This is a genomic window from Nocardia elegans NBRC 108235 (genome assembly GCF_001612845.1).
Taxonomy (GTDB): domain Bacteria; phylum Actinomycetota; class Actinomycetes; order Mycobacteriales; family Mycobacteriaceae; genus Nocardia; species Nocardia nova.
Window position 1 is genome coordinate 20,841 of sequence record NZ_BDBF01000029.1, and the last position, 23,275, is coordinate 44,115.

General features: G+C 69.1%; 24 protein-coding genes. 16 read left to right on the forward strand and 8 right to left on the reverse strand.

The window, feature by feature from the left end; translation table 11 throughout:
- Positions 1 to 211: 211 nt before the first annotated feature.
- Positions 212 to 985 carry a deoxyribonuclease V gene (gene nfi, locus NE2_RS20695; RefSeq protein ID WP_233429841.1) on the reverse strand — a complete coding sequence of 258 codons (774 nt, stop codon included), beginning with the start codon at positions 983 to 985 and terminating at the stop codon, positions 212 to 214.
- A 263-nt stretch (positions 986 to 1,248) separates the two neighbouring features.
- Between nfi and ispG the strand changes: the two genes are divergently transcribed.
- The 3 genes from ispG (at position 1,249) to NE2_RS20710 (ending at position 5,238) form a co-directional block, all read left to right on the forward strand.
- Positions 1,249 to 2,382 carry a flavodoxin-dependent (E)-4-hydroxy-3-methylbut-2-enyl-diphosphate synthase gene (gene ispG / locus NE2_RS20700; protein WP_193615572.1) on the forward strand — a complete coding sequence of 378 codons (1,134 nt, stop codon included), beginning with the start codon at positions 1,249 to 1,251 and terminating at the stop codon, positions 2,380 to 2,382.
- 108 nt (positions 2,383 to 2,490) lie between these two features.
- Positions 2,491 to 3,351, forward strand: coding sequence for a GNAT family N-acetyltransferase (locus NE2_RS20705; RefSeq protein WP_084494200.1), 861 nt, complete (start codon positions 2,491 to 2,493; stop codon positions 3,349 to 3,351).
- 81 nt (positions 3,352 to 3,432) lie between these two features.
- Entirely contained in the window at positions 3,433 to 5,238 is a 1,806-nt protein-coding gene (locus tag NE2_RS20710; RefSeq protein WP_063028587.1) for a penicillin-binding transpeptidase domain-containing protein, read from the forward strand.
- A 117-nt stretch (positions 5,239 to 5,355) separates the two neighbouring features.
- On the opposite strand, the gene NE2_RS35825 is transcribed toward NE2_RS20710, so the two are convergent.
- On the reverse strand, positions 5,356 to 5,511 hold the full coding sequence (locus tag NE2_RS35825) for a hypothetical protein (RefSeq protein ID WP_157110953.1): 156 nt from the start codon (positions 5,509 to 5,511) through the stop codon (positions 5,356 to 5,358).
- 166 nt (positions 5,512 to 5,677) lie between these two features.
- Positions 5,678 to 6,196 carry a peroxynitrite isomerase gene (locus tag NE2_RS20715; RefSeq protein WP_063028589.1) on the reverse strand — a complete coding sequence of 173 codons (519 nt, stop codon included), beginning with the start codon at positions 6,194 to 6,196 and terminating at the stop codon, positions 5,678 to 5,680.
- Between the two features lie 180 nt (positions 6,197 to 6,376).
- Between NE2_RS20715 and NE2_RS20720 the strand changes: the two genes are divergently transcribed.
- Positions 6,377 to 7,210: an ABC transporter permease gene (locus tag NE2_RS20720; protein ID WP_084494201.1), complete on the forward strand. Its 834-nt coding sequence runs from the start codon at positions 6,377 to 6,379 to the stop codon at positions 7,208 to 7,210.
- Positions 7,207 to 8,028, forward strand: a complete 822-nt coding sequence (locus NE2_RS20725) for an ABC transporter permease (RefSeq protein ID WP_084494202.1) — start codon at positions 7,207 to 7,209, stop codon at positions 8,026 to 8,028. Before NE2_RS20720 ends, NE2_RS20725 begins: the two co-directional genes overlap by 4 nt.
- 21 nt (positions 8,029 to 8,049) lie before the next feature.
- Here NE2_RS20725 and NE2_RS20730 read toward each other — a convergent pair whose 3' ends face one another.
- Positions 8,050 to 8,913, reverse strand: coding sequence for a helix-turn-helix domain-containing protein (locus NE2_RS20730; protein ID WP_062962471.1), 864 nt, complete (start codon positions 8,911 to 8,913; stop codon positions 8,050 to 8,052).
- 178 nt (positions 8,914 to 9,091) lie between these two features.
- On the opposite strand from NE2_RS20730, the gene NE2_RS20735 reads away from it, so the two are divergent.
- Positions 9,092 to 9,850 carry a pirin family protein gene (locus NE2_RS20735; protein ID WP_063028591.1) on the forward strand — a complete coding sequence of 253 codons (759 nt, stop codon included), beginning with the start codon at positions 9,092 to 9,094 and terminating at the stop codon, positions 9,848 to 9,850.
- A 15-nt stretch (positions 9,851 to 9,865) separates the two neighbouring features.
- Here the strand turns inward: NE2_RS20735 and NE2_RS20740 are convergent, their stop codons facing one another.
- A complete protein-coding gene (locus tag NE2_RS20740; RefSeq protein WP_063028593.1) occupies positions 9,866 to 10,486 on the reverse strand; it encodes a YHS domain-containing protein in 621 nt (206 codons plus the stop codon).
- Positions 10,483 to 11,037, reverse strand: coding sequence for a peroxiredoxin-like family protein (locus NE2_RS20745; protein ID WP_063028595.1), 555 nt, complete (start codon positions 11,035 to 11,037; stop codon positions 10,483 to 10,485). Before NE2_RS20745 ends, NE2_RS20740 begins: the two co-directional genes overlap by 4 nt.
- Positions 11,038 to 11,111: 74 nt before the next feature.
- Here NE2_RS20745 and NE2_RS20750 point away from each other — a divergent pair, with 74 nt between their 5' ends.
- The 5 genes from NE2_RS20750 (at position 11,112) to NE2_RS20770 (ending at position 15,659) form a co-directional block, all read left to right on the forward strand.
- Entirely contained in the window at positions 11,112 to 11,726 is a 615-nt protein-coding gene (locus NE2_RS20750) for a TetR/AcrR family transcriptional regulator (protein ID WP_063028597.1), read from the forward strand.
- Between the two features lie 279 nt (positions 11,727 to 12,005).
- Entirely contained in the window at positions 12,006 to 12,437 is a 432-nt protein-coding gene (locus NE2_RS20755; protein ID WP_030513131.1) for a hypothetical protein, read from the forward strand.
- Positions 12,438 to 12,497: 60 nt separating this feature from the next.
- Positions 12,498 to 13,361: a type I methionyl aminopeptidase gene (map, locus tag NE2_RS20760; RefSeq protein ID WP_063028599.1), complete on the forward strand. Its 864-nt coding sequence runs from the start codon at positions 12,498 to 12,500 to the stop codon at positions 13,359 to 13,361.
- Between the two features lies 1 nt (position 13,362).
- Positions 13,363 to 14,955, forward strand: a complete 1,593-nt coding sequence (locus tag NE2_RS20765) for a cobyric acid synthase (protein WP_063028601.1) — start codon at positions 13,363 to 13,365, stop codon at positions 14,953 to 14,955.
- Positions 14,956 to 15,098: 143 nt separating this feature from the next.
- The gene (locus NE2_RS20770) at positions 15,099 to 15,659 is read left to right on the forward strand and encodes a hypothetical protein (protein ID WP_063014910.1); all 561 of its coding nucleotides are present in this window, start codon (positions 15,099 to 15,101) and stop codon (positions 15,657 to 15,659) included.
- Positions 15,660 to 15,739: 80 nt separating this feature from the next.
- Here NE2_RS20770 and NE2_RS20775 read toward each other — a convergent pair whose 3' ends face one another.
- Positions 15,740 to 16,753, reverse strand: coding sequence for an alpha/beta hydrolase (locus NE2_RS20775; RefSeq protein ID WP_063028603.1), 1,014 nt, complete (start codon positions 16,751 to 16,753; stop codon positions 15,740 to 15,742).
- 191 nt (positions 16,754 to 16,944) lie between these two features.
- Between NE2_RS20775 and mqo the strand changes: the two genes are divergently transcribed.
- Positions 16,945 to 18,462, forward strand: coding sequence for a malate dehydrogenase (quinone) (mqo, locus tag NE2_RS20780; RefSeq protein ID WP_084494209.1), 1,518 nt, complete (start codon positions 16,945 to 16,947; stop codon positions 18,460 to 18,462).
- 21 nt (positions 18,463 to 18,483) lie between these two features.
- Positions 18,484 to 18,933, forward strand: a complete 450-nt coding sequence (locus tag NE2_RS20785) for a GNAT family N-acetyltransferase (RefSeq protein ID WP_030513138.1) — start codon at positions 18,484 to 18,486, stop codon at positions 18,931 to 18,933.
- 76 nt (positions 18,934 to 19,009) lie between these two features.
- On the opposite strand, the gene NE2_RS20790 is transcribed toward NE2_RS20785, so the two are convergent.
- Positions 19,010 to 19,786 (reverse strand): EI24 domain-containing protein, encoded by a 777-nt coding sequence (locus tag NE2_RS20790; RefSeq protein WP_063028605.1) that lies wholly within the window; start codon positions 19,784 to 19,786, stop codon positions 19,010 to 19,012.
- A gap of 69 nt (positions 19,787 to 19,855) precedes the next feature.
- On the opposite strand from NE2_RS20790, the gene purN reads away from it, so the two are divergent.
- The 3 genes from purN (at position 19,856) to cobO (ending at position 23,275) form a co-directional block, all read left to right on the forward strand.
- Positions 19,856 to 20,452 (forward strand): phosphoribosylglycinamide formyltransferase, encoded by a 597-nt coding sequence (purN, locus tag NE2_RS20795; RefSeq protein WP_063028607.1) that lies wholly within the window; start codon positions 19,856 to 19,858, stop codon positions 20,450 to 20,452.
- A 54-nt stretch (positions 20,453 to 20,506) separates the two neighbouring features.
- The gene (locus NE2_RS20800; protein ID WP_233429842.1) at positions 20,507 to 22,543 is read left to right on the forward strand and encodes a magnesium chelatase subunit D family protein; all 2,037 of its coding nucleotides are present in this window, start codon (positions 20,507 to 20,509) and stop codon (positions 22,541 to 22,543) included.
- A gap of 117 nt (positions 22,544 to 22,660) precedes the next feature.
- Positions 22,661 to 23,275, forward strand: coding sequence for a cob(I)yrinic acid a,c-diamide adenosyltransferase (gene cobO, locus NE2_RS20805; protein ID WP_063028611.1), 615 nt, complete (start codon positions 22,661 to 22,663; stop codon positions 23,273 to 23,275).

Here is a 23,275-nt window from a genome sequence, read left to right on the forward strand (position 1 = left end):
GAACGAATATCTGAAACGAGGTGACATTCGCCTCTGGCACCGCTCGGACACGGATGTTCCGCCGCTTCGGGTGGCGGTGGCGTTCGGCGAATCTCGCGGGGTCCGCGCAACGCGAATCGTCAATTAGCGATGAAGTTGCCGATGCTCGTCTTCGTGGGCTGGTTCGATGCTGCCACCCGGCGCTGCTCGCCCGCTGTGCCCGGGCGCTTCCCTAGCCGCGAGCGACGGTGTCGCGCAACAGTGTTCGGCACAGATGGTCGGCGCGGCGGGTGGTTTCCGGCTGGCGGTACTTCGGTGCGAGCGCGAGAACCTGGGCGCATGCGGTGTCGAGGGAGATGCGATGGCCCACCGACACGTACACCGGTTTGATCCCGGGCTGGGTGCGCAGCGCCCGGCCGACCACCTCGCCGTCCACCGTGATGTCGGATACCGAACCCCGCGCGGCATCGGGCTCGTCGCATCGACCCCACACCGTCTTGGCGACGCCGATCGACGGCAGGCCGGTCAGCACCCCCAGATGGCACGCCAGCCCGAAGCGTCGCGGGTGGGCGATGCCCTGGCCGTCGCAGACCAGCAGGTCGGGCGTGGTCTCGAGGCGTTCCAGCGCGGCCAGGGTGGTCGGCAGTTCCCGGAACGCGAGCAGGCCGGGCACGTACGGAAACCGCGTCGTGCCGCGGGCGACGGCGGTGTCGACGGTCGCCAACGTGTCGATATCGAGGACCACGACGGCGGCGACGACCGCGCCGGACTCGGCGTATGCCGAATCCAGGCCCGCGACGGTGCGAAATCGCGGCGGCCGCGGGTCGTGGGTGAGCACCGAATCGCGCAATCGTTCCTGCAGTGCCGCAGCCGCTTCCGGGTCGGCGGGCAGTTCGGGAGTCATCGCCAGGCGCACGGTCAGCGCCGCCCGACACGTGGTCGCGGGATGTACATCCGGTGAATCCTCCTGAACGCGGCGGTGCTGGCCGGTCTTCGGCTCGTCCACGGTAACCACCTCGGCATCCGAGCGGAAAGATGCGGATGACCGGGCATACCGGGTGGGCCGGGCAGCTCGGCCCGGCGACGGTACGGTCCTGGTCACAGTCGTTCGGCGGTGGTGGCGGACCTGAGTGCGTCGTTCACCGGGCGGGGTGTCGGTGCTCTCACAGGTCGCTCTCATACCGCCCGCACTAGACTCGGCAACGAACGGGTGCACCAGACGCAGACGAAAGTAGGCAGCCGAACGTGAGCACAGCCATCACCCTGGGGATGCCGGCCGCACCGGCGGCGGTCCTCGCACCGCGGCGTAAGACGCGCCAGCTGATGGTGGGCACGGTGGGAGTGGGCAGTGATCACCCCATCTCCGTCCAGTCGATGACCACGACCAAGACCCACGACGTGAACGCCACGCTGCAGCAGATCGCGGAACTGACCGCCTCGGGCTGTGACATCGTGCGCGTGGCCTGCCCGCGGCAGGAGGACGCCGACGCGCTGCCGATGATCGCGAAGAAGTCGCAGATCCCGGTGATCGCGGACATCCACTTCCAGCCCCGCTACATCTTCGCCGCGATCGACGCCGGCTGTGCCGCCGTGCGCGTCAATCCGGGCAACATCAAGGAGTTCGACGGCCGGGTCAAGGAGGTCGCCAAGGCCGCCGGCGCCGCCGGGATCCCGATCCGGATCGGCGTGAACGCGGGCTCGCTGGACAAGCGCATGCTCGAGAAATACGGCAAGGCCACCCCCGAGGCGCTGGTGGAGTCGGCGCTGTGGGAGGCGAGCCTGTTCGAGGAGCACGGCTTCGGCGATATCAAGATCTCGGTCAAGCACAACGATCCGGTGGTCATGGTCGAGGCGTACCGGCAGCTGGCCGCACAGTGCGACTACCCGCTGCACCTGGGCGTCACCGAGGCCGGGCCGGCCTTCCAGGGCACGATCAAATCGGCGGTGGCCTTCGGCGCCCTGCTCAGCGAGGGCATCGGCGACACCATCCGGGTCTCGCTGTCCGCGCCGCCCGCCGAGGAGGTCAAGGTCGGCGGGCAGATCCTGCAGTCGCTGAACCTGCGTCCGCGCAAACTCGAGATCGTGTCCTGCCCGTCCTGCGGACGTGCGCAGGTCGACGTCTACTCCCTCGCCAACGCGGTCACCGCGGGTCTGGAGGGCCTCGAGGTGCCGCTGCGGGTGGCGGTCATGGGCTGTGTGGTCAACGGTCCGGGTGAGGCTCGTGAGGCCGATCTGGGTGTCGCCTCCGGTAACGGCAAGGGCCAGATCTTCGTGAAGGGCGAGGTCATCAAGACCGTGCCGGAACACCAGATCGTGGAGACACTGATCGAAGAGGCCATGCGCATCGCCGACGAGATGGGTACCGACGCCGAGAACGGCGAGCCCGTCGTGACCGTCGGCTGACCGCCGGACGCGGACAGGGGAGCGGGCGTGTTGCGCGCCGGGCGCATTCTGCCCTTGGAGCCGAGCAAAGCCCCCGCACGCAGGCGTCGTTCATGGCAGGCTGGGAGCGTGCGGAGTGTGCTGGAACCGTCGCGCCGGTCACGGATTTCCGGTGCTCGTCAGCTCGCGGATCGCGATCTGGCGCAGGTGCTGGAAGTGCTGGACACCGATCCGGTGGCCGGGTGCATGGTTGCCGCGCGCCTGCAGGAATACGGCCTGGACAACCGCGGCGGCGGGGAACTGTGGACGCGGGGTACCCCGGCGGATTCGCTGTGTTTCTCCGGCGCCAATCTGGTGCCGTTGCGCGGAACGACCGACGATATGCGCGCCTTCGCCGACCGCGCGGCCCGCTGGCCGCGGGTGTGCTCCTCGGTGGTGGGCCGCCAGGAACTGGCGCTGCCGCTGTGGGAGACGCTGGAACAGCGGTGGGGTCCGCCGCGTGAGATCCGCGCCGATCAGCCGCTGCTGGCCCTCGACGGCCGGGCCCACGCCATCCCCGATCCGAAGGTGCGTCGCGTGCGCAGCGACGAGCTGGAACGGTATCTGGTCGCCGCGGTCGCGATGTTCACCGAGGAGATCGGCGTCGATCCGCGGGCCGGCGACGGCGGGCGCGGATACCGGCGCCGGGTGGCGAGCCTCATCGAGGCGGGCCGCGCGTGGGCGCGCTTCGAGGACGGTCAGGTCGTCTACAAGGCCGAGGTCGGGGCGATGTCGCGGCGGACCGGTCAGATCCAGGGCGTGTGGGTCCATCCGCAGTGGCGCGGTCGCGGTCTCGGCACCGCCGGGACGGCCGCGGTCGCCGACGCGGTGGTCGCGGCCGGGCGCACCGCGAGCCTGTACGTGAACTCCTACAATGAGGTCGCCCGCCGCGCGTACGCCAAGGTCGGCTTCCATCAGGTCGCGACATTCGCGACGATTCTCGTGGACTGAGCGCGCGGGTTTTCTCGCCCACCGTGCAAAACGAGTGTGTCGCAACGTTTACCAGCGACCGGCTGGCTACCATCGGTGGCGATGTGGAAGTCGAGATGTGCGCCGCGCGCACTGGTGCTGGGTGCGGCCGCCGCTGTCGTGGTGACGGCGAGCGCGTGTTCGTCCGGACCGCAGGGTCCGGTAGCCGCCGCCGACTCCTTCCTTTCCGCCTTCGCCCGGCAGGACGCGGCGCACGCCGCCGATCTGACCACGCAGCCCGAGAAGGCCTCGGCGGCATTGGCTTCGGCGTGGCAGAACCTGCAGGCGCAGCACCTGACCGCGCACACCGGATCCGCGCGCGTCACCGGCGACACCGCCACCGTCGACTACACCTACGAGTGGACCCTGCCGAAGGACCGCGCCTGGAGCTACTCCGGCCAGTTGCAGATGGGGCGCAGCGGCGGGCAGTGGAAGGTGCGCTGGAGCGCCTCGGACATCCATCCGAAACTGGGTGACACCCAGAGCCTGCACCTGCGCACCACTCCGGCTCCGCGGGCCCGGGTCAACGAACGATCCGGTAGCGACGTCCTGGTTCCGGGTGTGGTGCACCGGATTTCGTTCGCGGTGTCCGACGCCCCGGATCCGGACTATGTGGCCGGAGCGCTGTCGGCCGCGCTGAAACAGTTCGACGACACCCTGACCACCGACGCGATCCTGGCCGCCGCCCGGAAACAACACGGTCCCACTCTCGTCCTGGGCCTCAGCGATTGGGAATTCGACCAGGTCAGCGGACAGTTGCTGGGCCTGCCCGGAGTGATCACCGACCGGCAGTGGGATCTGCTCCCCACCGACCGGCATTTCGCGCCCGACCTGATGACGCAGATCCGCAAGACCGTCATCGACGAGGTCGACGGCAAGGCGGGCTGGAGTGTGGTCACCGTCAACGCCGACGGCGTCGATACCGATGTGCTGAAAGAGGTTGCGCCGCAACCGGCCCCGTCGTTCTCGCTGAGTATCGACCGCACCGTGCAGAATGCCGCGCAGCGGGCCGTCGACCCGCGCCGTGAGCAGACCATGATGGTGGTGATCCAGCCCTCCACCGGGGCGATCCTCGCGGTGGCGCAGAACGAGGCCGCCGACACCGACGGGCCGGTCGCGACGACCGGGCTGTATCCGCCCGGCTCCACCTTCAAGACCGTCACCGCCGCCGCCGCGATGACCGCGGACATCGCGAATCCGGATACCGTCGTGCCGTGTCCGAGCCGAATAGTGGTGGGGGAGCGCACAATTCCCAACTACGATCTGTTCTCCCTCGGCGATGTGCCGATGTCGACGGCGTACGAGCGGTCCTGCAATACGGCCTTCGCGAAGTTGGCCAGCGAACTGCCCGGTGCGGCCCTGACCGACGCGGCGGCGCGGATGGGGGTGGGCCCGGACTACACCGTGGCCGGGTTGCCGACCGTATCGGGTTCGGTGCCGCGCGCCGACGACGAGGTGGTTCGCACCGAGGACGGGATCGGCCAGGGCAGGGTGGTGGTCAGTCCGTTCGGCATGGCGCTGGTGGCGGCGACGGTCGCACACGGGTCGGCGCCGACGCCGTATCTGATCTCCGGGCACGAGACGGCCGTCCACGGCGACCGGCCGAGCCTGTCGCCGCAGGTGGTGGAGGGCCTGCAGGCGATGATGCGCAAGGTGGTCACCGGCGGTACCGCCGAGCGGATCGCCGACCAGGGCGAGGTGTTCGGCAAGACCGGTGAGGCGGAGGTCGACGGCGGATCGCATTCGTGGTTCATCGGCTATCGCGGCGATCTCGCGTGGGCGACGCTGCTGGTCCGCGGCGGGAGTTCCGACAATGCGGTCGCGGTGACCAGGGATATGCTGGCGGCTCTGCCGCCGGGGAGTGCCTGAGCCGGGGCGTGTGCGCGCCGTGCGGACGAAGATTCTTGGGGAGTCCCCGAATACACGTGACCGGACGCGCGGTGGCGTCCGGTCACGGGGGTGAAAGCGGTGACGTTCGTGAGCCGTTTATTGTCCCTGCACCTCCGTTCCACCGACGGTGGCCGAGGTCGCGTGCTCGGTCGGGGGTGACGACCCGGCCGAACCGTCTCCCAGAATCTCCACGGCCCCAGTCCCGGCGAGGATCATCCCCGCGGTGATCAGCGTGAGCGTCGAACGCTTCATGGTCTTCTCCCTTATCGGTGAGTCAGAGCCACTGGCATCGAGCCATCGGTTCGCCGACTATTAGCCGACCCGGAAAACCGTAAACCGGAGAACCGCGCGCCGACAACCCCCTGCGCCGGAACGCGCAGCGGAAAAGGGCATGAAAGCCTGGTTATACCGTCAATTTCTAATTCTGTTCAGCTCGGCGCAAGCTGGCCGACAAATGATGTTGCATCGGTTGCCCGACGGCCGCCATTCGCAGCTTGTAGTCGATCGTGTCCCCGGACAGATGAATCGAGCGGCCCAGCGCGGTGACCGATTTCGCCGTACTCGAGGTGCCGATATGAGTGGAATCGAGCTCGAGCCGCAGTCCGTCCTCGACGACCGCGATGCGCCCCTCGCAGATCTCGGTGATGCCGGTGGGGTGAGCGAGGATCAGCTCCACCCGGTCCGCGCCGGTCGAGCGCAGGTAGCCGGTTTCGGCGTGGAGCGAGCGGCCGTCGCCGGCGTGGCGGGTGCGCTGCCGATAGGTGAGGAACGGCCGGCCGACGTGGCCGAACCGGATCTCCTCGTGATAGTCGAACGGCTCGATGGTCGGATACTCCCCGTGGCCGGAGCCCCGCCAGGTGCCCAGCAGCGGAGCCAGATGGGCGATATCCGGATGGGGCGCGACGGCGGGTTGGGGTTCGAGCACGGCGCACAGCATAGTTCCCTGCGGCGCCGAGGGTGGGACGACCACGCGGCAGAGTCCGGTTCGTCCGGGACGAGACGGGGTAAGCCACGACATACACCGCGAATCGGGCCCCGCTCGCGCCGAGATCGCGCCGCGGCGGCCCGGCGTCTGGTGTGATGGACGGATGCCGACCGCGTGCGAACGGAGCGGGCGATGACAGTGCGAATCCAGCCGGTGCCGCGGCGGGGCACGCATGCCGTGCTGCGCGGCTGGTGGCTGCCGTGCTGGGTGCTGACCCGCCGCCAGATCCGGCCCTCGCTGCGCAACGGCGAGGTACTCACCGCGGTGCTGGCGCCGACGGTGTTCACCCTCGGCTTCTACGTACCGCTGAATCGGGTGATGAGCTTCGCCGGGCACGGCGCGAGCAGCTACGCCCAGTTCCTGATGCCGATGATCGTCATGCAGGCGGTGTCGTTCTGCGCGACCGCGGCCGCGTTGCGCGCGGCGGTCGACGCCCGCGACGGCCTCGACGCCCGTCTGGGGACCATGCCGATTCCGCCGATCGCGCCGCTGGTCGCCCGCACCGCCGCCACCGGATACCGCATCACGATCGCCTTGGTGGCGGCGCTGCTGGCCGCGCACGTGATCGGCTTCCGGTTCGGCGGAAGTTTCTGGGAAACAGTCGGCTTCGTCCTGTTCGCGGTGTCGGTCGGGCTGATGCTGGGACTGTTCGGCGATCTGCTGGGGGCGTTGTCGAAATCGCCGGAGGCCACCACCCAGGTGCTGATGTTGCCGCAGTTGATCCTCGGCATGGTGTCCACCGGGTTCGCGCCGGCCTCCCAATTCCCGCCGTGGATCCAGGGTTTCGCGCGGAATCAGCCGGTGTCGCAATTCGTCGACGCGATGCGGGCGCTCGCGGGTGACCAGCCGGGTTTCGCGACAGCGGTGGACCGATCGACGATCGGACCGGGTGTGGTGTGGACGGTCGCCGGGCTGCTGGTCTTCGGCGGCGGTTCGGTGGTGCTGGCCGTGCGGCGGCAGCGATGACGCGGGCGGACACCGCGGTGCGCGAGCTGGCGACCGTGCAGGCGGATACCGAGCGCTGGCGATATCTGCTGCCGCAGACCCTGGTGCAGACCGGCCGGCTGTTGCGGCGCTGGCGCCGCGATCCGCTCACGACGGCACAGATCCTGGTGTTCCCGGCGCTGCTGCTGGTGATGCTGAATACGGTGCTCGGACGGCAGATCTCCGCGTTCTCCGGCGTCGACGCGCTCTACGGTTCGGTGCCGATGGTGACCGTGGTGTCGGTGATGTCGGGATCGTTGGCCGGGGCGGTGACGCTGGGCCGCGAACGCGATGCGGGTCTGCTGGGCCGGTTCTGGGCGCTGCCGGTCCATCGCGCCTCGGGACTGCTGTCGCGGCTGCTCGCCGAGGTCGCCCGGATCGTGCTGTGCACGGTGGTGCTGTTCGCGGTGGGTATGGCGCTCGGTTTCCGGTTCCATCGTCCCGCCGCCGCGCTCGCGGTGCTCGGCGTGCCGCTGCTCTACGGACTCGGATTCGCCACCATGGTGACGGCGGTGGCGGTGTATTCGGCGAAGACGTTCGTGGTGGAGGCCATTTCGCTCGGCTCGTCGCTGCTGATGTTCTTCAGCACCGGATTCGTTCCGCTGGAGGCCTATCCCGGCTGGGCGCAGCCGATCGTGGCACATCAGCCGATGTCCACGGCGATCGACTCGATGCGCGCGCTGTCGCTCGGCGAGCCCGCGCGCGGGCCACTGTGGGCGACGGTGGGATGGTCGGTCGGTGCGATGGTCGTCTTCGCCGTGCCGGCGGCGGTCGGATTCCGGCGCGCCAGCCGGCAGTGACCGGCGCCGCGCCGGCATCGCTCAGCGCAGGCCCTCGGCGATCTCGTTGATCATCTCCGCGGAGTCGCGCGGACTCAGGGCCATCGCGCGCAGCTGGTCGAACATCACGCCGAAGCGGCGAATCTCGTTGTGGCCCTCCACGATATCGTCGCCGGCGATCCCCTCGACGTAGACCAGTTCGGGGTCGGCCGGATCGGGGAAGTCGAGGACGACGAAGGAGCCGACCATCGCCGGGTGCGCACCCGCGCCGAACGGCAGCACCTGCAGGATGACATTGCGCTTGTCGGTGTCCTCGGTGAGCCGCAGCAACTGTTCGCGCATCACCTCGGGCCCGCCGACCACCCGCCGGATCGCGGCCTCGTCGAGGACCACCCACAACTCCAGGGGATTTCCGTCGCGGGTCAGCACCTTCGAGCGCTCCACCCGGGCCCGCAGGCGCTGTTCGATCACCGACGTCTCGACCTTGGGCATCGCGGTATCCAGGACCGCCCACGCGTAGCGCTCGGTCTGCAACAGGCCGGGGATGAACGAGGTCTGGAACAATCGCGCCGACAGCGCCTCGGTCTCGAAATTGATGTAGGCGGCGTAGACCTCCGAGACAGCCGCCTCGAACGGACGCGACATGCCCGGTTTCTGCGCTTCCATGAGCAACTGCACCGCGTCGGAGCGTTGCGGTTCGCCGATGCCGTACAGGTCGAGCATCGCGGTGAGGGTGCGCCGCTGCGGGCGCGCCTGCGCGGTCTCGATCCGGTAGAGCGTGGTGACGTTGATGCCGGTGCGGGCGCTGACCACCTCCTTGCTGATCCCCGCCTGCTCACGCATCTCCGACAGCAGTGCGGCCAACCGCCGCAACTGAACCGTCAGCACCGTGCGTTTACCTGCCATCGCGCGCGTACTCCTTGTGAGATTCGGGACGCTCGAGCACGTTCCACGGATTCGGGAACGGTCGGGCGAGCATACCGCCCGTTCCGCGGGTTCCGGCGCGGTCGTTCCCACCCGGGAATATCCACGATTGCCCGGGGATTGCAGCAGGAGAACACGGGTGGAACGGAGGTCGATCGCCATGGTGCCGACGGCAGTGGAGGCGGTGCGGATCGTACGGTCCGACCAGCGATACGGCTGGCGGAACGAATGGCTCGATTCCCGGCAGTCGTTTCCCGCGACCGGGAATTTCGATCTCGCCGCCCATGCGCACGGAATGTTGCTGGTGCACAACGAGGATGTCGTCGAGGCCGGTGCCGGTTTCGACACCCATCAGCATCTGAATACCGAGATCGTGACCTGGGTGCTGGAAGGCACTGTGGTGCACCAGGATTCGGAGGGACACTCGGGCCTGATCCGTCCGGGCCTGGCCCAGCGCATGAGCGCGGGAACCGGAATCCTGCATTCCGAACGCAACGGCGCGGGGTACGGCGAGCGGGCGAACCTGCACGTGGTGCAGATGTGGATACCGCCGGACGAGGCCGGCCGCGCGCCGGGCTATCAGGAATCCGACGTCGAGGCCGACCTGTCACGCAACGAGCTGGTCACCGTCGCATCCGGAATACCTCGCCATCGCGCGGAGACGGCGATCACCCTCGGCAACCGCTACGCGGCCTTCCATGTCGCACGGCTGGACCCGGGCCGTTCGGTGCTGGTGCCGGAGGCGCCGTTCGGTCATGTCTTCGTGGCCCGCGGAACCCTCGCCTTCGAGGGCCCGGACGAGCAGACCGCCCTGTCCGCCGGTGACGCGGTACGCACCACGGGCACCGGCGGGCAACGCATCACGGCCGTGGCGCCGAGTGAGGTGCTGATCTGGGAGATGCACGCGAGTACGAGCTGATCCGGCCGGACCGGCTCAGCCGCCTGCGGTGATCGAATGCTGCTCGGCGAAGGCCTTCCGGCAGCCCGGCGCGCAGAAGGCGTAGTCGACACCGTCGTGCGTCAGGGTGAAGCGCGCGGTCGCCCACTCCACGGTCATACCGCACACCGGATCGATCACATGGCCGTCGGGCACGTCCCGGTGATCCTCGGCCGGGTGGTAGTCCTGGGTGATCAGCCGGGTGATCTCGGTTCCGGAGGTCGCATGTCCCAGCGTGCCGACATTGCCCTCGCGCAGGCCGATGATCTGCACCAGGCAATGCGGGTCCCGGGACAGCCGGTCCGGATCCGGTTCGGTCGCAGCGACGGCCTCGGTGATCGCCGCGATCAGGTGCGCGCCGAATCCTTCCGTGTTGCTCCAGGACCCGGGCACCGTCACGCGGGCCAGATAGCGCTGTGCGGTCGAGGGATCGGGACCGCCGGTCGCCCACACCTCCGGCGTGTGGATCAGCACGTGGGTCAACTCCCGGGCGCGAGCGAGGACCTGCTCGGGTGCGGATTCGCCGGTGGTCAGGGCGTGCAGGATGCGTTCGGCCAGGGCGGCGCGGCGCTCGCGCGTCGGTGTGGCCCCGGAGACGAACAGTTCGATGGTCATCATGAGCGGAATTCCTTTGCGTAGGAGAGCAATTCGTCGACCGACCACTGGTCGTCGGCGTGTGAGCCGTAATGGGCGGCGGCGATGGAGCCGTCGGAGGCGATGAGGAAGTCGCCGGGCAGGCCGAGGCGACCGCCCTGCGGTGTGCCGCGGGGCGTCGGTTGTTCGCCGCGTGCCATCGGGCCGACGGCGCTGCCGACCGCCAGCGCGATACCCGGCCACGCCCGCGGATGCAGCAGTGCGCGAGGTGCGGATTCCACACCGAATTCGCGATACAGCGCCTTGTCCGGATCGGCGATCAGCTCCAGCGGGATATCGGCGGCGTAGTCGGTCAATTCGTCCGCCGGGGAATGGAATACGGCGACCTCGCGGATGGCGGCGGCGGCGATCTCGGCGTGCCGGGTGATGAAGGTGCGCAGATGCCGGTGACAGATGGGACATCCGGCGAACCGGCGGAATTGCAGGTGGATCAGGCGGTCGGGATCCGGGACGGGAATCTCGGTGCCGGTGACCGCGGTCAGGGTCCGGCTCGCGACGGTGGTGGGTGCCGACATGAATGCTCCTCGCTATGTAGGTGTACCTCGTACGCCTACGACCAGTATGCGCGTATCTTGTACGCTGTCAATCCGTGCCCCGTCCTCGCTCGCTGACCACCGCGGACCTGTCGGCGGCGGCCCTGGCGGTCATCGACCGCGCGGGTCTGCCCGGGCTGACCATGCGTGCGGTGGCCGCCGAATTGGGCATGGCCACCATGGCGCTGTACCGCTACGTCTCCGACCGTGAGGCCCTCGAAGTGCTGATCGTCGATCGGGTGCTCGGTGAGGTCGACGTGTCCACCCCGGTCGACGCGCCGTGGCGGGCACAACTGGCGTTACTGCTCGAGCGGATGCGGGCGGCGGTCGCGGCGCACCCGGCGACGGCTCCGCTGGTGCCGCGGCATCGGCACGCGAGTCCGGCCGCGCTGCGCTGGATGGACGCCACCCTCGCCGCCCTCACCGCCGGCGGCTTCACGGGGCGGGAGCGAGTGATAGCTCAGCGGACGCTGGTGGCCTTCCTGCTCGGCTGTCTGGAGAACGAACACTATGCGGCGATCGGCGGGGCCGGTACCGCGGCGATCGCGACGCTGCCCTCGGCCGACTATCCCTACCTCATCGAAACCGCTACGCAGGCCCGGGAAATCTCGGCCGAGGAGGAATTTCGAGAAGGTATGGAGATCGTTTTGCGTGGTTTGGCGCCGCACTGAGCGGGCCGCGGGAGCTCGCCGACGCGCCGTCGCGGGTTCCGGCCACGCACGGCAGTCCCGTGAAATGATTGCCGGCACAGTCGTTCTCGAGACATCACCGCACGTCGCAGGCGTATCCTTGTTCGGGAAGACTGTGACCACACCGTGATTCCGGCAATGCAGACGCAATCTTGCGTTCTTGCATATGCAAGAGCAGAATCCGATCTACCCTTAGATTCGCCACATTCGATCCGAACTACGGACGAGCGAAATCCGGAGATCAGTGATGACGGTGCGACGATGACGACTTCGATTGCCAGTGCGTTACCAGCAGCCCCGCAATTGTTGTGCGCCTTCCAAGGTCGGCGATTCCAGGACCGCGAACTGTTGCGATCCGCTCGGGCGCTGGCCGAGCTGCACACCCGGCGCGCGCAGATCGCCGACCCGATTCTCATCGCGGAAATCGACTGCCGCCGCGGTGAACTCATCGACGACATCAACGAATGGGTCGAACGCGAACTGCCGGGCTATCGCACCGGCGTCGCGCTGCGCACCGATGTCCTCGGGCCGATGGTCGACCGCATGGCCGGCAGCTGGGTCGCCGCCAACCGCGCCATCGACCGCGACGGCGCCCGCAGCGACACCACTCACAAGCACTGGTACCACCTCGCCGAACTGGTCGACGGCTACACCGACCTCGTCAGCGGCGTCGCCACGCCGCCCGCCCGGTAACCGCAGCGCACAGCGGGCGTCACCGCCCTGGCCGCCTCCGGGGGCGGATAGTCTGAATGCATGTCTGTGCGCACCCGCAAGCCACTCGTCCCCGGAACGCTCTCGCCCGTCCGCGAGGTGCCGCGCTCGATCGAGCGGCCGGAGTACGCCTGGAAGAAGACCGTCAACGAGGGGCGCGAGCCGTGGGTGCAGACGCCGGAGACCATCGAGAAGATGCGGCTGGCGAGCAAACTGGCCGCCCAGGCGCTGCAGGAGGCCGGTAAAGCCGTCGCCCCGGGCGTCACCACCGATCACCTCGACGCGGTCGTGCACGAATATCTCTGCGACCACGGCGCCTACCCGTCGACGCTGGGTTACAAGGGCTTCCCCAAATCCTGCTGCACCTCGCTGAACGAGGTGATCTGCCACGGCATTCCGGACTCCACCGTGATCGAGGACGGCGACATCGTCAATATCGACGTCACGGCCTACATCAACGGTGTGCACGGCGATACCAACGCCACCTTCCTCGCCGGTGACGTCGACGAGGAGGCCCGGCTGCTGGTGGAGCGCACCCACGAGGCCACCATGCGGGCGATCAAGGCGGTGCGACCGGGGCGGGCGCTGAACGTGATCGGGCGCGTCATCGAGTCGTATGCGAACCGTTTCGGCTACGGCGTGGTCCGCGACTTCACCGGCCACGGCGTGGGCCCCACCTTCCACAGTGGCCTGGTGATCCTGCACTACGACCAGCCCGCCATCGAGTCGGTCATCGAGCCGGGCATGACCTTCACCGTCGAGCCGATGATCAACCTCGGCGGCATCGATTACGAGATCTGGGACGACGGCTGGACCGTGGTCACCAAGGACCGCAAGTGGACCGCGCAATTCGAGCACACGCTGGTCGTGACCGAGGAAGGCGCCGAAATCCTCACGCTCCCATGAGATGCGCGGGTCTGGCCGTCGCGGTGATGCGGTGAACGGCGCGCTGTTGGTCGCCGGCACCACCTCCGATGCCGGCAAAAGCGTGGTGGTGGCCGGGATCTGCCGCATGCTGGCGCGGCGCGGCGTGCGGGTGGCGCCGTTCAAGGCGCAGAACATGTCCAACAATTCGGTCGTCACCCTGGACGGGGGCGAGATCGGCCGGGCACAGGCATTGCAGGCGCGCGCCTGCGGACTCGAACCCAGCGTGCGGTTCAATCCGGTCCTGCTCAAACCCGGCAGCGATCGCCGCTCGCAGCTGGTGGTGCGGGGCCTCGCCGTCGACACCGTGGGGGCCCGCGACTATTTCCGGCACCGGCGTCGGTTGCGTGAGGTCGTCGCCGGGGAACTGGCCGCCCTGCGCGCCGACTTCGATGTCGTGATCTGCGAGGGCGCCGGCTCGCCCGCCGAGATCAATTTGCGCGCAACGGATCTGGCGAATATGGGTCTCGCGCGCGCGGCGGAGCTGCCGGTGCTGCTGGTGGGCGATATCGACCGCGGCGGGGTGCTGGCACATCTGTTCGGCACCGTGGCGATTCTCGACCCCGAGGATCAGCGGCTGATCTCGGGCTACATCGTCAACAAGTTCCGCGGCGACGTAGAGTTGCTGCGCCCGGGCCTGGAGCAGCTGACCGCGCTCACCGGCCGCCCGACGCTCGGTGTCCTGCCCTTCAGCGACGAGCTGTGGATCGACGCGGAGGACTCTCTGGGCACCGTCGCCGACGCCCCGGTCGGCCGGCCTCGCCCGCCGGTGGGCACCGAATGGCTGACCGTCGGCGCGATCCGGCTACCGCGCATCTCCAATTCCACCGATATCGAGGCCCTGGCGTGTGAGCCGGGGGTTTCGGTGCGCTGGGTGAGCGATCCGTCGCGCTTGGCCGGAATCGACCTCGTCGTCGTGCCCGGCAGCAAATCCACGGTCTCGGACCTGAACTGGTTGCGCCGCACTGGAATCGCCGATGCCGTGTGCGCCCACGCCGCGGCGGGCAAGCCGGTCCTCGGGATCTGCGGCGGATACCAGATGCTGGGTCGCCGCATCGACGACGAGGTCGAGTCCTCGGCCGGGCAGGTCGCGGGCCTCGGGCTGCTCGACCTCGATATCGAGTTCGCCGAACCCAAGGTACTGCGCCGCAGCGCCGGCCGAGGCGCGACGACCGGCGGCGCGGTGGCCGGAATGTCCTTGTCGGGCTACGAGATTCACCACGGCCGGGTCCGGCGCAGCGGCGATCCGGCGTGGGTCGAGGTAGCCGGGGCCGCCTCGGACGACGACCGCGGCGGCGTCGCCGAAGGCAGTGTGCGCGGTGCCGTACGGGGCACTCACCTGCACGGACTGCTCGAATCCGACGAGTTCCGCCGCGCCTGGCTGCGCGAGGCCGCCGGGCAGGCCGGGCGCACCGGATTCGTCGTCGCGCCGGACACGAGTGTGGAGGCGGTGCGGACCGCGCAATTGGACCTGCTCGCCGACCTCATCGAGAAACACCTCGACGTCGCGGCCCTCGAGCGGCTGATCAGCGGCGGGGCGCCCGCGGGTCTGCCCTCGGTGACCGTGGGCCGCTGAGCACGGCCGCCGGGTGTGCCCGTTGGCCGGATCCGGGGCCCGCGCCACCCACCTCACAGCGCTGCGATCCGAGTCATCACCGGCCGGGAACGTGGCCGAGGACATGGCGTGCGCCCGCCCGCTCCCGTGTAGCGTGGATCGGCATGGAGACCCGGCAAATCGCGGTCGGTGACCGCGCCTGGACCGTACGAGTCGGCGGGCCGGAGTCCAGGCATACGGTGCTGCTGCTGCCCGACGCCGGAGCTCCGGCCGACGTCTACGACCAGGTGTGCGAGCGACTGCACAATTCCGATCTGCGCACCATCACGGTGGAGTCGATCGACGGCCTGGACAAGGCCGCGGTGTATGCGATCCTCGACGATCTCGGCGTGGCCTGGGCCAACCTGGCCGGGTACGGCGCGGGTGCGGAACTGGCCTGGCAGCTGGGCGCGCGCGGCTTCGGCCGCTTCGTCGGACTGGTGGTGGCCGGGCGGCCGCATCCGGCCGTCGCCGTGGACGGGACCGCCGCCGATGCCACCTGCCCGGCCGTGGAGCTGCCCACCACCGTCATCGCCACCGAGGACCTGCCGCGCGCGGTCGCCGATTCCTGCGGTCGCCACGTCTTCGGCGAATTCCGCGTCACCCAGGTCGACACCGCCGATGTGCCGATCAAGGCCGATCACGAATTCGCCACCGAGATCGTGCTGCGCTCCGGTCTGTGGTGAGCGCCGGCTCGCGATAGCACCCCCGCGGCGACGCCGCCGGTACGGCGCGCATCGGCGAACACCGTGCGCGGCAACGTGATTCAGTGCGCGCCGCGGAAATCCCGCAACCAGCCCAGCCAGGCGTCCAGTTCGGTGAACGCGTGCGCGCGCACCTCCGGCGCCGACAGGAACACGTCGTGGCGGGCGCCCTCGATCGGCACGATGTTGGTGCGGCCGCCGAGACATCCCGACCAGCGCTGAATCTGGCGAACGTCGAGCACCACATCCGACACATCGGCGGCGGGGCCGTACTCGCGCATGAACTTCGTCACCTTCGAACGCAGGATCAGCGCCGGAACGCCGACGTCGAGCCCGCGATGCAGCTCCGCGTGACCCCTGCGGATGGCGCGCAACCAGCCCAGATGGACCGGGAACCCGCCCAGCGGTTTCCAATCCAGGTTGTAGTCCCATTCGCCGGAGACGCTGGTGTGCAGGCTGTCGCCGTAGGTGCTCAGCTCACCGCCGGGCAGGCGCGTCATCGCGCGCAACCGGCCGACACCGCCGATCACGGCGGTGCCGATGTGGCGGTAGTAGGCCGGGCCCTGCAGATCGAACCACGGGCTGTTGAGCACGAGGCCGGTGATGTCCTGGGCGGCGGCGTCGCGGCGGTTCAGCCACAGCGGCAGCACCAGACCGCCGGTGGAGTGAGCCATCAGCAGCACCGGCAACCCGGTCTCCTCGCGCACGATCTCGACCGCGCGGTCCAGTTCCGCGTCGTAGAGCCGCAGGTCGCTGACGTAGTGCGCGGTCTGCCCGGGGCGCCGGGACCGCCCGCACTTGCGCAGGTCGAGGGCGTAGAAGCGGTAGCCGCGCGCACTCATGTGCTCGGCGAGGTGCTTCTGGAAGAAGTAGTCGGTGAAACCGTGCACGTACAGCACGGCGCCGGCGGCCGGCTCGGCGATGTCGGGCTCGTGGCGGACCAGGGTGGCCTCGACGACCCCCTCACCATCGGGATCGGGGCCGAGTGGGATGGTCAGCTGCCGATATCCCTCGCCCAGGACATCGGGCTGCCAGGCCTGGGTGGTCGACGGGGCCAGCGGCGTCTCGTTCGTCACAGCTTCACGATATTCGACCCGCTCAGGGGCCTGCACGGCGAGCCGTGCCGAAGGTGCGTGTGTGATGGTTTCGGAAACGGGCATGGTGAGGGGCAGAATCAAGTTGAAGTGAACGGCGGGTAACCTCATTACCCGCCCACCAAGTGCCCGCGCTGGACAAGGAAGTCGATCACCCCGTGCCGAACGCTGCGATGACTGAAAAGACCGATGTAGTCCTCATCGGTGCCGGCATCATGAGTGCCACCCTGGGTGCACTGCTTCGCCAGTTGCAGCCCGACTGGTCGATCACCATGTTCGAGCGGCTGGACGCGGCCGCGCCCGAGAGCAGCGACCCGTGGAACAACGCGGGCACCGGCCACTCGGCGCTGTGCGAGCTGAACTACACGCCGCAGGCCGCCGACGGTTCGGTCGACATCACCAAGGCGATCGATATCAACGAGCGCTTCCAGGTGTCGCGCCAGTTCTGGGCCTATGGCGCCGAGAACGGCGTGCTCGCCGACCCCTCGGGCTTCATCAATCCCATTCCGCACGTGAGCTTCTGCCACGGCGCCGACGGCGTGGAGTATCTGCGCAAGCGCCACGCGGCGCTGGCCCGGCACCCGCTGTTCGAGGGCATGGAATTCATCGACAGCCCGGACGAGTTCACCCGCCGCCTGCCGCTGATGGCCCGAGGGCGCGACTTCTCCGAGCCGGTCGCGCTGAACTGGACCCAGACCGGTACCGATATCGACTTCGGATCGCTGACCAAGCAGCTGCTGGCCTACCTCGGTTCCTCGGGCGTGGAGATCGCGTTCGGCAACGAGGTGCGCAACCTGTCCAAGCAGTCCGACGGCAGCTGGACGGTCAAGGTCCGCAACACCCGCACCCGCACCTCGCGCACGATCAACGCCAAATTCGTTTTCGTCGGCGCGGGCGGGTATGCGCTGCCGCTGCTGCAGAAGGCCGGCATCAAGGAGATCCAGGGCTTCGCCGGGTTCCCGGTCAGCGGTCAGTTCCTGCGCTGCACCAACCCCGAGCTCATCGCCCAGCACGACGCCAAGGTCTACGGCAAGGCCGCCGTCGGCGCGCCGCCGATGTCGGTGCCGCACTTGGACACTCGGGTCATCAACGGCAAGCCGGGCCTGCTGTTCGGCCCCTATGCCGGCTGGACCCCGAAGTTCCTCAAGGACGGCAAGTTCAGCGACCTGCTCAAGTCGGTGCGGGCCGGCAACGTCACCCCGATGCTGGGTGTCGGCGTCACCGAACTCGGCCTGGTCAAGTACCTGGTCAGCGAACTGCTGAAGTCGCCGTCGGGCAAGGTGAACACCATGGAGGAGTTCATCCCGCGCGCCGACGGCCACGACTGGGAGCTGATCACCGCCGGTCAGCGCGTGCAGATCATCCGGCGCAAGGGCGTCGGCGGCGTGCTGGAGCTCGGCACCGCGGTGATCGCCGCCGGTGACGGCTCCATCGCCGGACTGCTCGGCGCCTCGCCCGGCGCCTCCACCTGTGTCAGCGCGATGATCGACGTGTTGCAGCGCTGCTTCCCGAGCGAATACGCCGACTGGACACCGAAACTCAAGGAAATGGTGCCGTCGCTGGGTGTGAAGCTGTCGGAGAACCAAGCGCTGTTCCATGAGGTGTGGGACTGGTCGACCAAGGCGCTGCATCTCAACGGCAGCGGCCGGGTCGACAACACGCCGATCGCCGCAGGGGTCGCGCACAGCTGAATCATGTGATAGCAAGACGCGATGATGTCAACGGTTGCGCTCAAACGGTCGTGGGCCGCGGATCTCGATACCGCGACGCTGTACAAGCTGTTGAAACTGCGCGTCGAAGTGTTCGTCGTGGAGCAGAAATGCGCTTATCCGGAACTGGACGGGCTCGATCTGCTCCCCGAGACACGCCACTTCTGGCTCGACGACGAGGGTGAGATCATCTGCACCCTGCGGCTGCTGGAGGAGCACAACAACGGCGTGAAGTCGTTCCGCATCGGCCGGTTGTGCACCACTCCCGAGGCGCGCGGTCACGGCTACACCACCCGGGTCCTGCAGGCCGCCATCGCCGAAGCCGGTTCGGCGACAGTGCGTTTGAACGCCCAGACCTATCTGGTCGACCTCTACACCAAGCACGGGTTCAAGCCCGACGGCGAGGAGTACGAGGAGGACGGGATCGCGCACATCCCCATGCGCCGGGGCTGAGTGGCGAATCCACCACGGAGATTTCGGCCCCGTACCCCTTCGTCGGGTGCGGGGCCCTCTCGTGTTGCGGGAAAAGTCAGTCGTGCAGAGGATTCGGCGCCGGATCGCTGTCCGCACCACACAATTCGCGGGCGAGCATCGTGGCGCCGGCGACCGCGCCCGGCATGAGGACGACGGCCACGAACGGTACGAGGAATGCGGCCGCCAGCGGAATGCCGAAGCCCCACACGAGCATTCGATGTGACCGCAGCATCGTGAGATGTTCGCGCAGCTCGATTCCGCGGCGCAGCATCGCGACCGCGGTCAGTTCCTGGGCCAGGAAGAACCCGGCCACGCAGACTCCGAGTACCGGGATCACCGTCTGTCCCACGACCGGCAGGAATCCGGCGCAGAACAGCATCACGCCCCACACCGCCGCCCGGATCAGAATGCGCACCCCGTCGCGGACCCCGATCCACACCTCGCGCCACAGCGGCAGTCCCGATTCCGGCGCCCGGCCGTCGGCCGACAGCGACCGATCCACCCGTTCCGACAGGGCCTCGTAGAACGGCTGGCCGATCACCAGCGTCACCGCGGTGAAGGTGATCACCGCCAGGAACATCCCGAGCAGCACCAGCAGCACGGCGAGGCCGCCGCGCAGCAGTCCGGGCCATGGCGACGTCCAGTGCGCCGCGAACGGCGTCGCCCACGCCACCAGATCCCCCGCGAACCACACCAGCGCCACCAGCAATCCCAGATACAGCGCCATCGAGATCACCCCCGGCAGCAACCCCAGCCCCAGCTCCCGCCGATGCGCCGCAGCCCACCGCTGCCCCCGCACCAGATATCCGAAGCCCCGCACCACATCCCGCACCCGCCCAGCGTATTCGGCGGGTGGGCAGCTCGCCGAAACCCCTCGTGCGGCTGTGGGAAACTGCGAGGTGTGCGCAATCTTCGAGTCGGCGTGCTCGTCTCACACAACGGCTCGAATCTGCGCGCCCTCCACCGGTCCTCCCTCGAGCCCGGCGCGCGCTTCGAGATCGCAGTCGTCATCGGCAACAACAGCGAAGCCGCGGGTCTGGCCTACGCCCGCGCGAATCGCATTCCGACCCGGCATCTCTCGGGTGCGACCCATCCCGACCCCGACGCATTGGACGATGCCATCCGTGCCGCTCTGGTCGAGCACGCGACCGAGTGGGTGGTGACCGCGGGTTATATGAAGAAACTCGGACCGCGCACGCGCCGGCAATTCGATTCCCGCATCCTCAACATCCACCCGGCGCCCTTACCACGGTTCGGTGGCATCGGCATGTTCGGCCTGCGCGTGCACGAAGCGGTGCTGGCGTCGGGCGTCGGGGTCACCGGGCCGACGGTGCATCTGGTCGACGGCGACTACGACACCGGGCGGGTGATCGCGCAGCGGGAGGTTCCGGTGCTCGCGGACGACACCGCCCAGACTTTGGCCGCGCGGGTGCTCGAGGCTGAGCATGTGGTGTTGCCACTGGTGGTGCGGCAGATCGCGGCGGGGCGGCGGCCGTAGCGCGACAGGGCAGCCCGGTGCGGGGGCGGAATGGGGCGCGCATACAGTGGGGGCGTGTCCGATTTCCGAGGTGAATCCGCATCGGCCGTGTCCGCGCATCGTGACGGTGAGGCGGGGTTTCCGTTCTCGGCGGTGGTGGGGCAGGAGCAGCTGCAGCTGGCGCTGATTCTGTGCGCCGTGCATCCGGGGATCGGCGGGGTGCTGGTGCGCGGAGAGAAGGGGACCGCGAAATCGACCGTGGTGCGGGCGCTGGCGCAGTTGTTGCCGCCGGTGACCGACGAGGGTGGGCAGCGGCCGGCCCGGCTGGTGGAGTTGCCGGTGGGTGCGACCGAGGACCGGGTCGTGGGATCGCTGGATCTGGAGCGGGTGCTGCGCGACGGGGAGCAGGCGTTCCGGCCGGGACTGCTGGCGGCGGCCCATCACGGTGTGCTGTACGTCGACGAAGTGAACCTCCTGCACGACCATCTGGTCGACGTCCTGCTCGACGCGGCGGCGATGGGTCGGGTGCATATCGAACGTGACGGCGTGTCGCATTCGCATCCGGCCCGGTTCGTCCTGGTCGGCACCATGAATCCGGAGGAAGGCGAACTCCGCCCGCAGCTGCTGGACCGGTTCGGCCTCACCGTCGACGTCGCGGCCTCGCGCGATGTGGACGTGCGGATGGCGGTGGTGCGCCGCCGGCTCGACTACGAGGCCGATCCCGACGGCTTCGCCGCCGCCTACGCCGCGGCCGATCGCGATGTCGCCGAGCGCATTCTCGCCGCCCGCGAACGCCTCGCCGAGGTGGCGCTCGACGATATCGAACTGCGCCGGATCGCCGCGCTGTGCGCCTCCTTCGACGTCGACGGCATGCGCGCGGATCTGGTGGTGGCGCGGACCGCGACGGCCCACGCCGCCTGGCGCGGAAGTGACTGCGTGACAGCCGAAGACGTGCGGATCGCCGCGGAACTGGCGCTGCCGCACCGCCGCCGGCGCGATCCGTTCGACGAACCGGGCATCACCGACGAACAACTCGACGACGCCATGCGGGAAGCCGAACAGGAGGCCGAGCGGGCCCGCTCCGAGCAGAGCCGTGCGGAGAACGAATCTGCGAGCGGCGCAGCCGATTCGGAGAACGACCTCGAGCGTGGGTTCGAGGGCGATGCGGACACCGACGGAGGCCCCGAGAACAACGGTTCCGACGGCGGCCCCGACGACCAGGGCCCCGACGACGACGGCCCCGCCCCACCGGGCGGCGGCCCGCGCGGCGGCGCCCGCGAGGGCAGTGCGGGGGCGCCGGCGAAATCCGCTGCCCGCCCGCCCCACTGGGAGATACCGGGAGTCGGGGAGGGTGCTCCCGGGCGCCGATCACGCGCCCGCACCCGGCACGGCCGGGTGGTGCGATCGGTCACCGACACCTCCGCGGGCCTGCATCTGCTGGGCACGCTGTTCGCCGCCGCGCCGCATCAGCATGCCCGCGGCCGCGTCGAGGGCCCGCTGACACTGGAGGCCACCGATCTGCGTGGCGCGTATCGCGAAGGGCGCGAAGGCAATCTGGTGGTGTTCGTCGTCGACGCCTCCGGATCGATGGCCGCCCGCGACCGGCTCTCGGCCGTCACCGGAGCGGTGGTCGCTCTGCTGCGCGACGCCTATCAGCGCCGGGACAAGGTCGCCGTGATCACCGTGCGCGGCAGCGAGGCCGAACTGGTGCTGCCGCCGACCTCCTCGGTGGATATCGCGGTGCGCCGCCTCGCCGGCCTGCGCACCGGCGGCAAAACCCCACTGGCACAAGGATTGCTGAAGGCGCGCGAGGTGGTGGCCCGCGAACATGTCCGCGATCCGCAGCGCCGCGCGATGGTCGTGCTGCTCACCGACGGCCGCGCCACCGGCGGTGTCGACCCGATCCCGCGGGCCCGTGCGGCCGCCCGCCTGCTGGCCCGCGACGGCGTGGCCGGCGTGGTCGTGGACTGTGAACGCGGCATGGTTCGGCTGGGTCTGGCCGCCGAGTTCGCCAGGGAGCTGCGCGCCACCTACCTGCGCCTCGGCGAGCTCACCGGCGATTCGGTCGCCGCCGCGGTGAAGTCCGGATTGCCGCATCATCTGGCGGCGTGAACGTTCGTGCCACCATCCGCGACCGTTCTGATCGTGGCACGGCCGGACCCGCACGGCCGGGCGGGTGCGCGGATGTGGGAATGTGATGCGTAGGTGCTCGACCAGGAGGATGCAGCGATGCCGAAGGGCGTTCCGGAGACGATTCCCGACGACGGGCTGACCACTCGCCAGCGGCGCAATCAGCCGGTGCTCGCCGTGCACACCGGGCCCGGTAAGGGGAAGTCGACCGCGGCGTTCGGGATGGCGCTGCGGGCCTGGAACCAGGGTTTCGATATCGCGGTCTTCCAGTTCGTCAAGAGCGCGAAGTGGAAGGTCGGCGAGGAGGCCGCCTTCCGCACCCTGGGCCGGCTGCACGAGGAGACCGGCACCGGCGGCCCGGTGGAATGGCACAAGATGGGCGAGGGCTGGTCGTGGACCCGCAAACAGGGCAGCGAGGACGACCATGCCGCGGCGGCCCTGGCCGGTTGGCGGGAGATCGCGCGCCGGCTGGCCGCCGAACAGCACCGCTTCTACGTGCTCGACGAGTTCACCTATCCGCTGAAATGGGGGTGGGTGGACGTCGGCGAGGTGGTCGAGACGCTGCGGAACCGGCCCGGCAATCAGCACGTGGTGATCACCGGCCGCGACGCACCGCAGGCGCTGGTCGACGCGGCGGATCTGGTCACGGAGATGAGCAAGGTGAAACATCCGATGGACGCCGGGCGCAAGGGCCAGCGAGGTATCGAGTGGTGA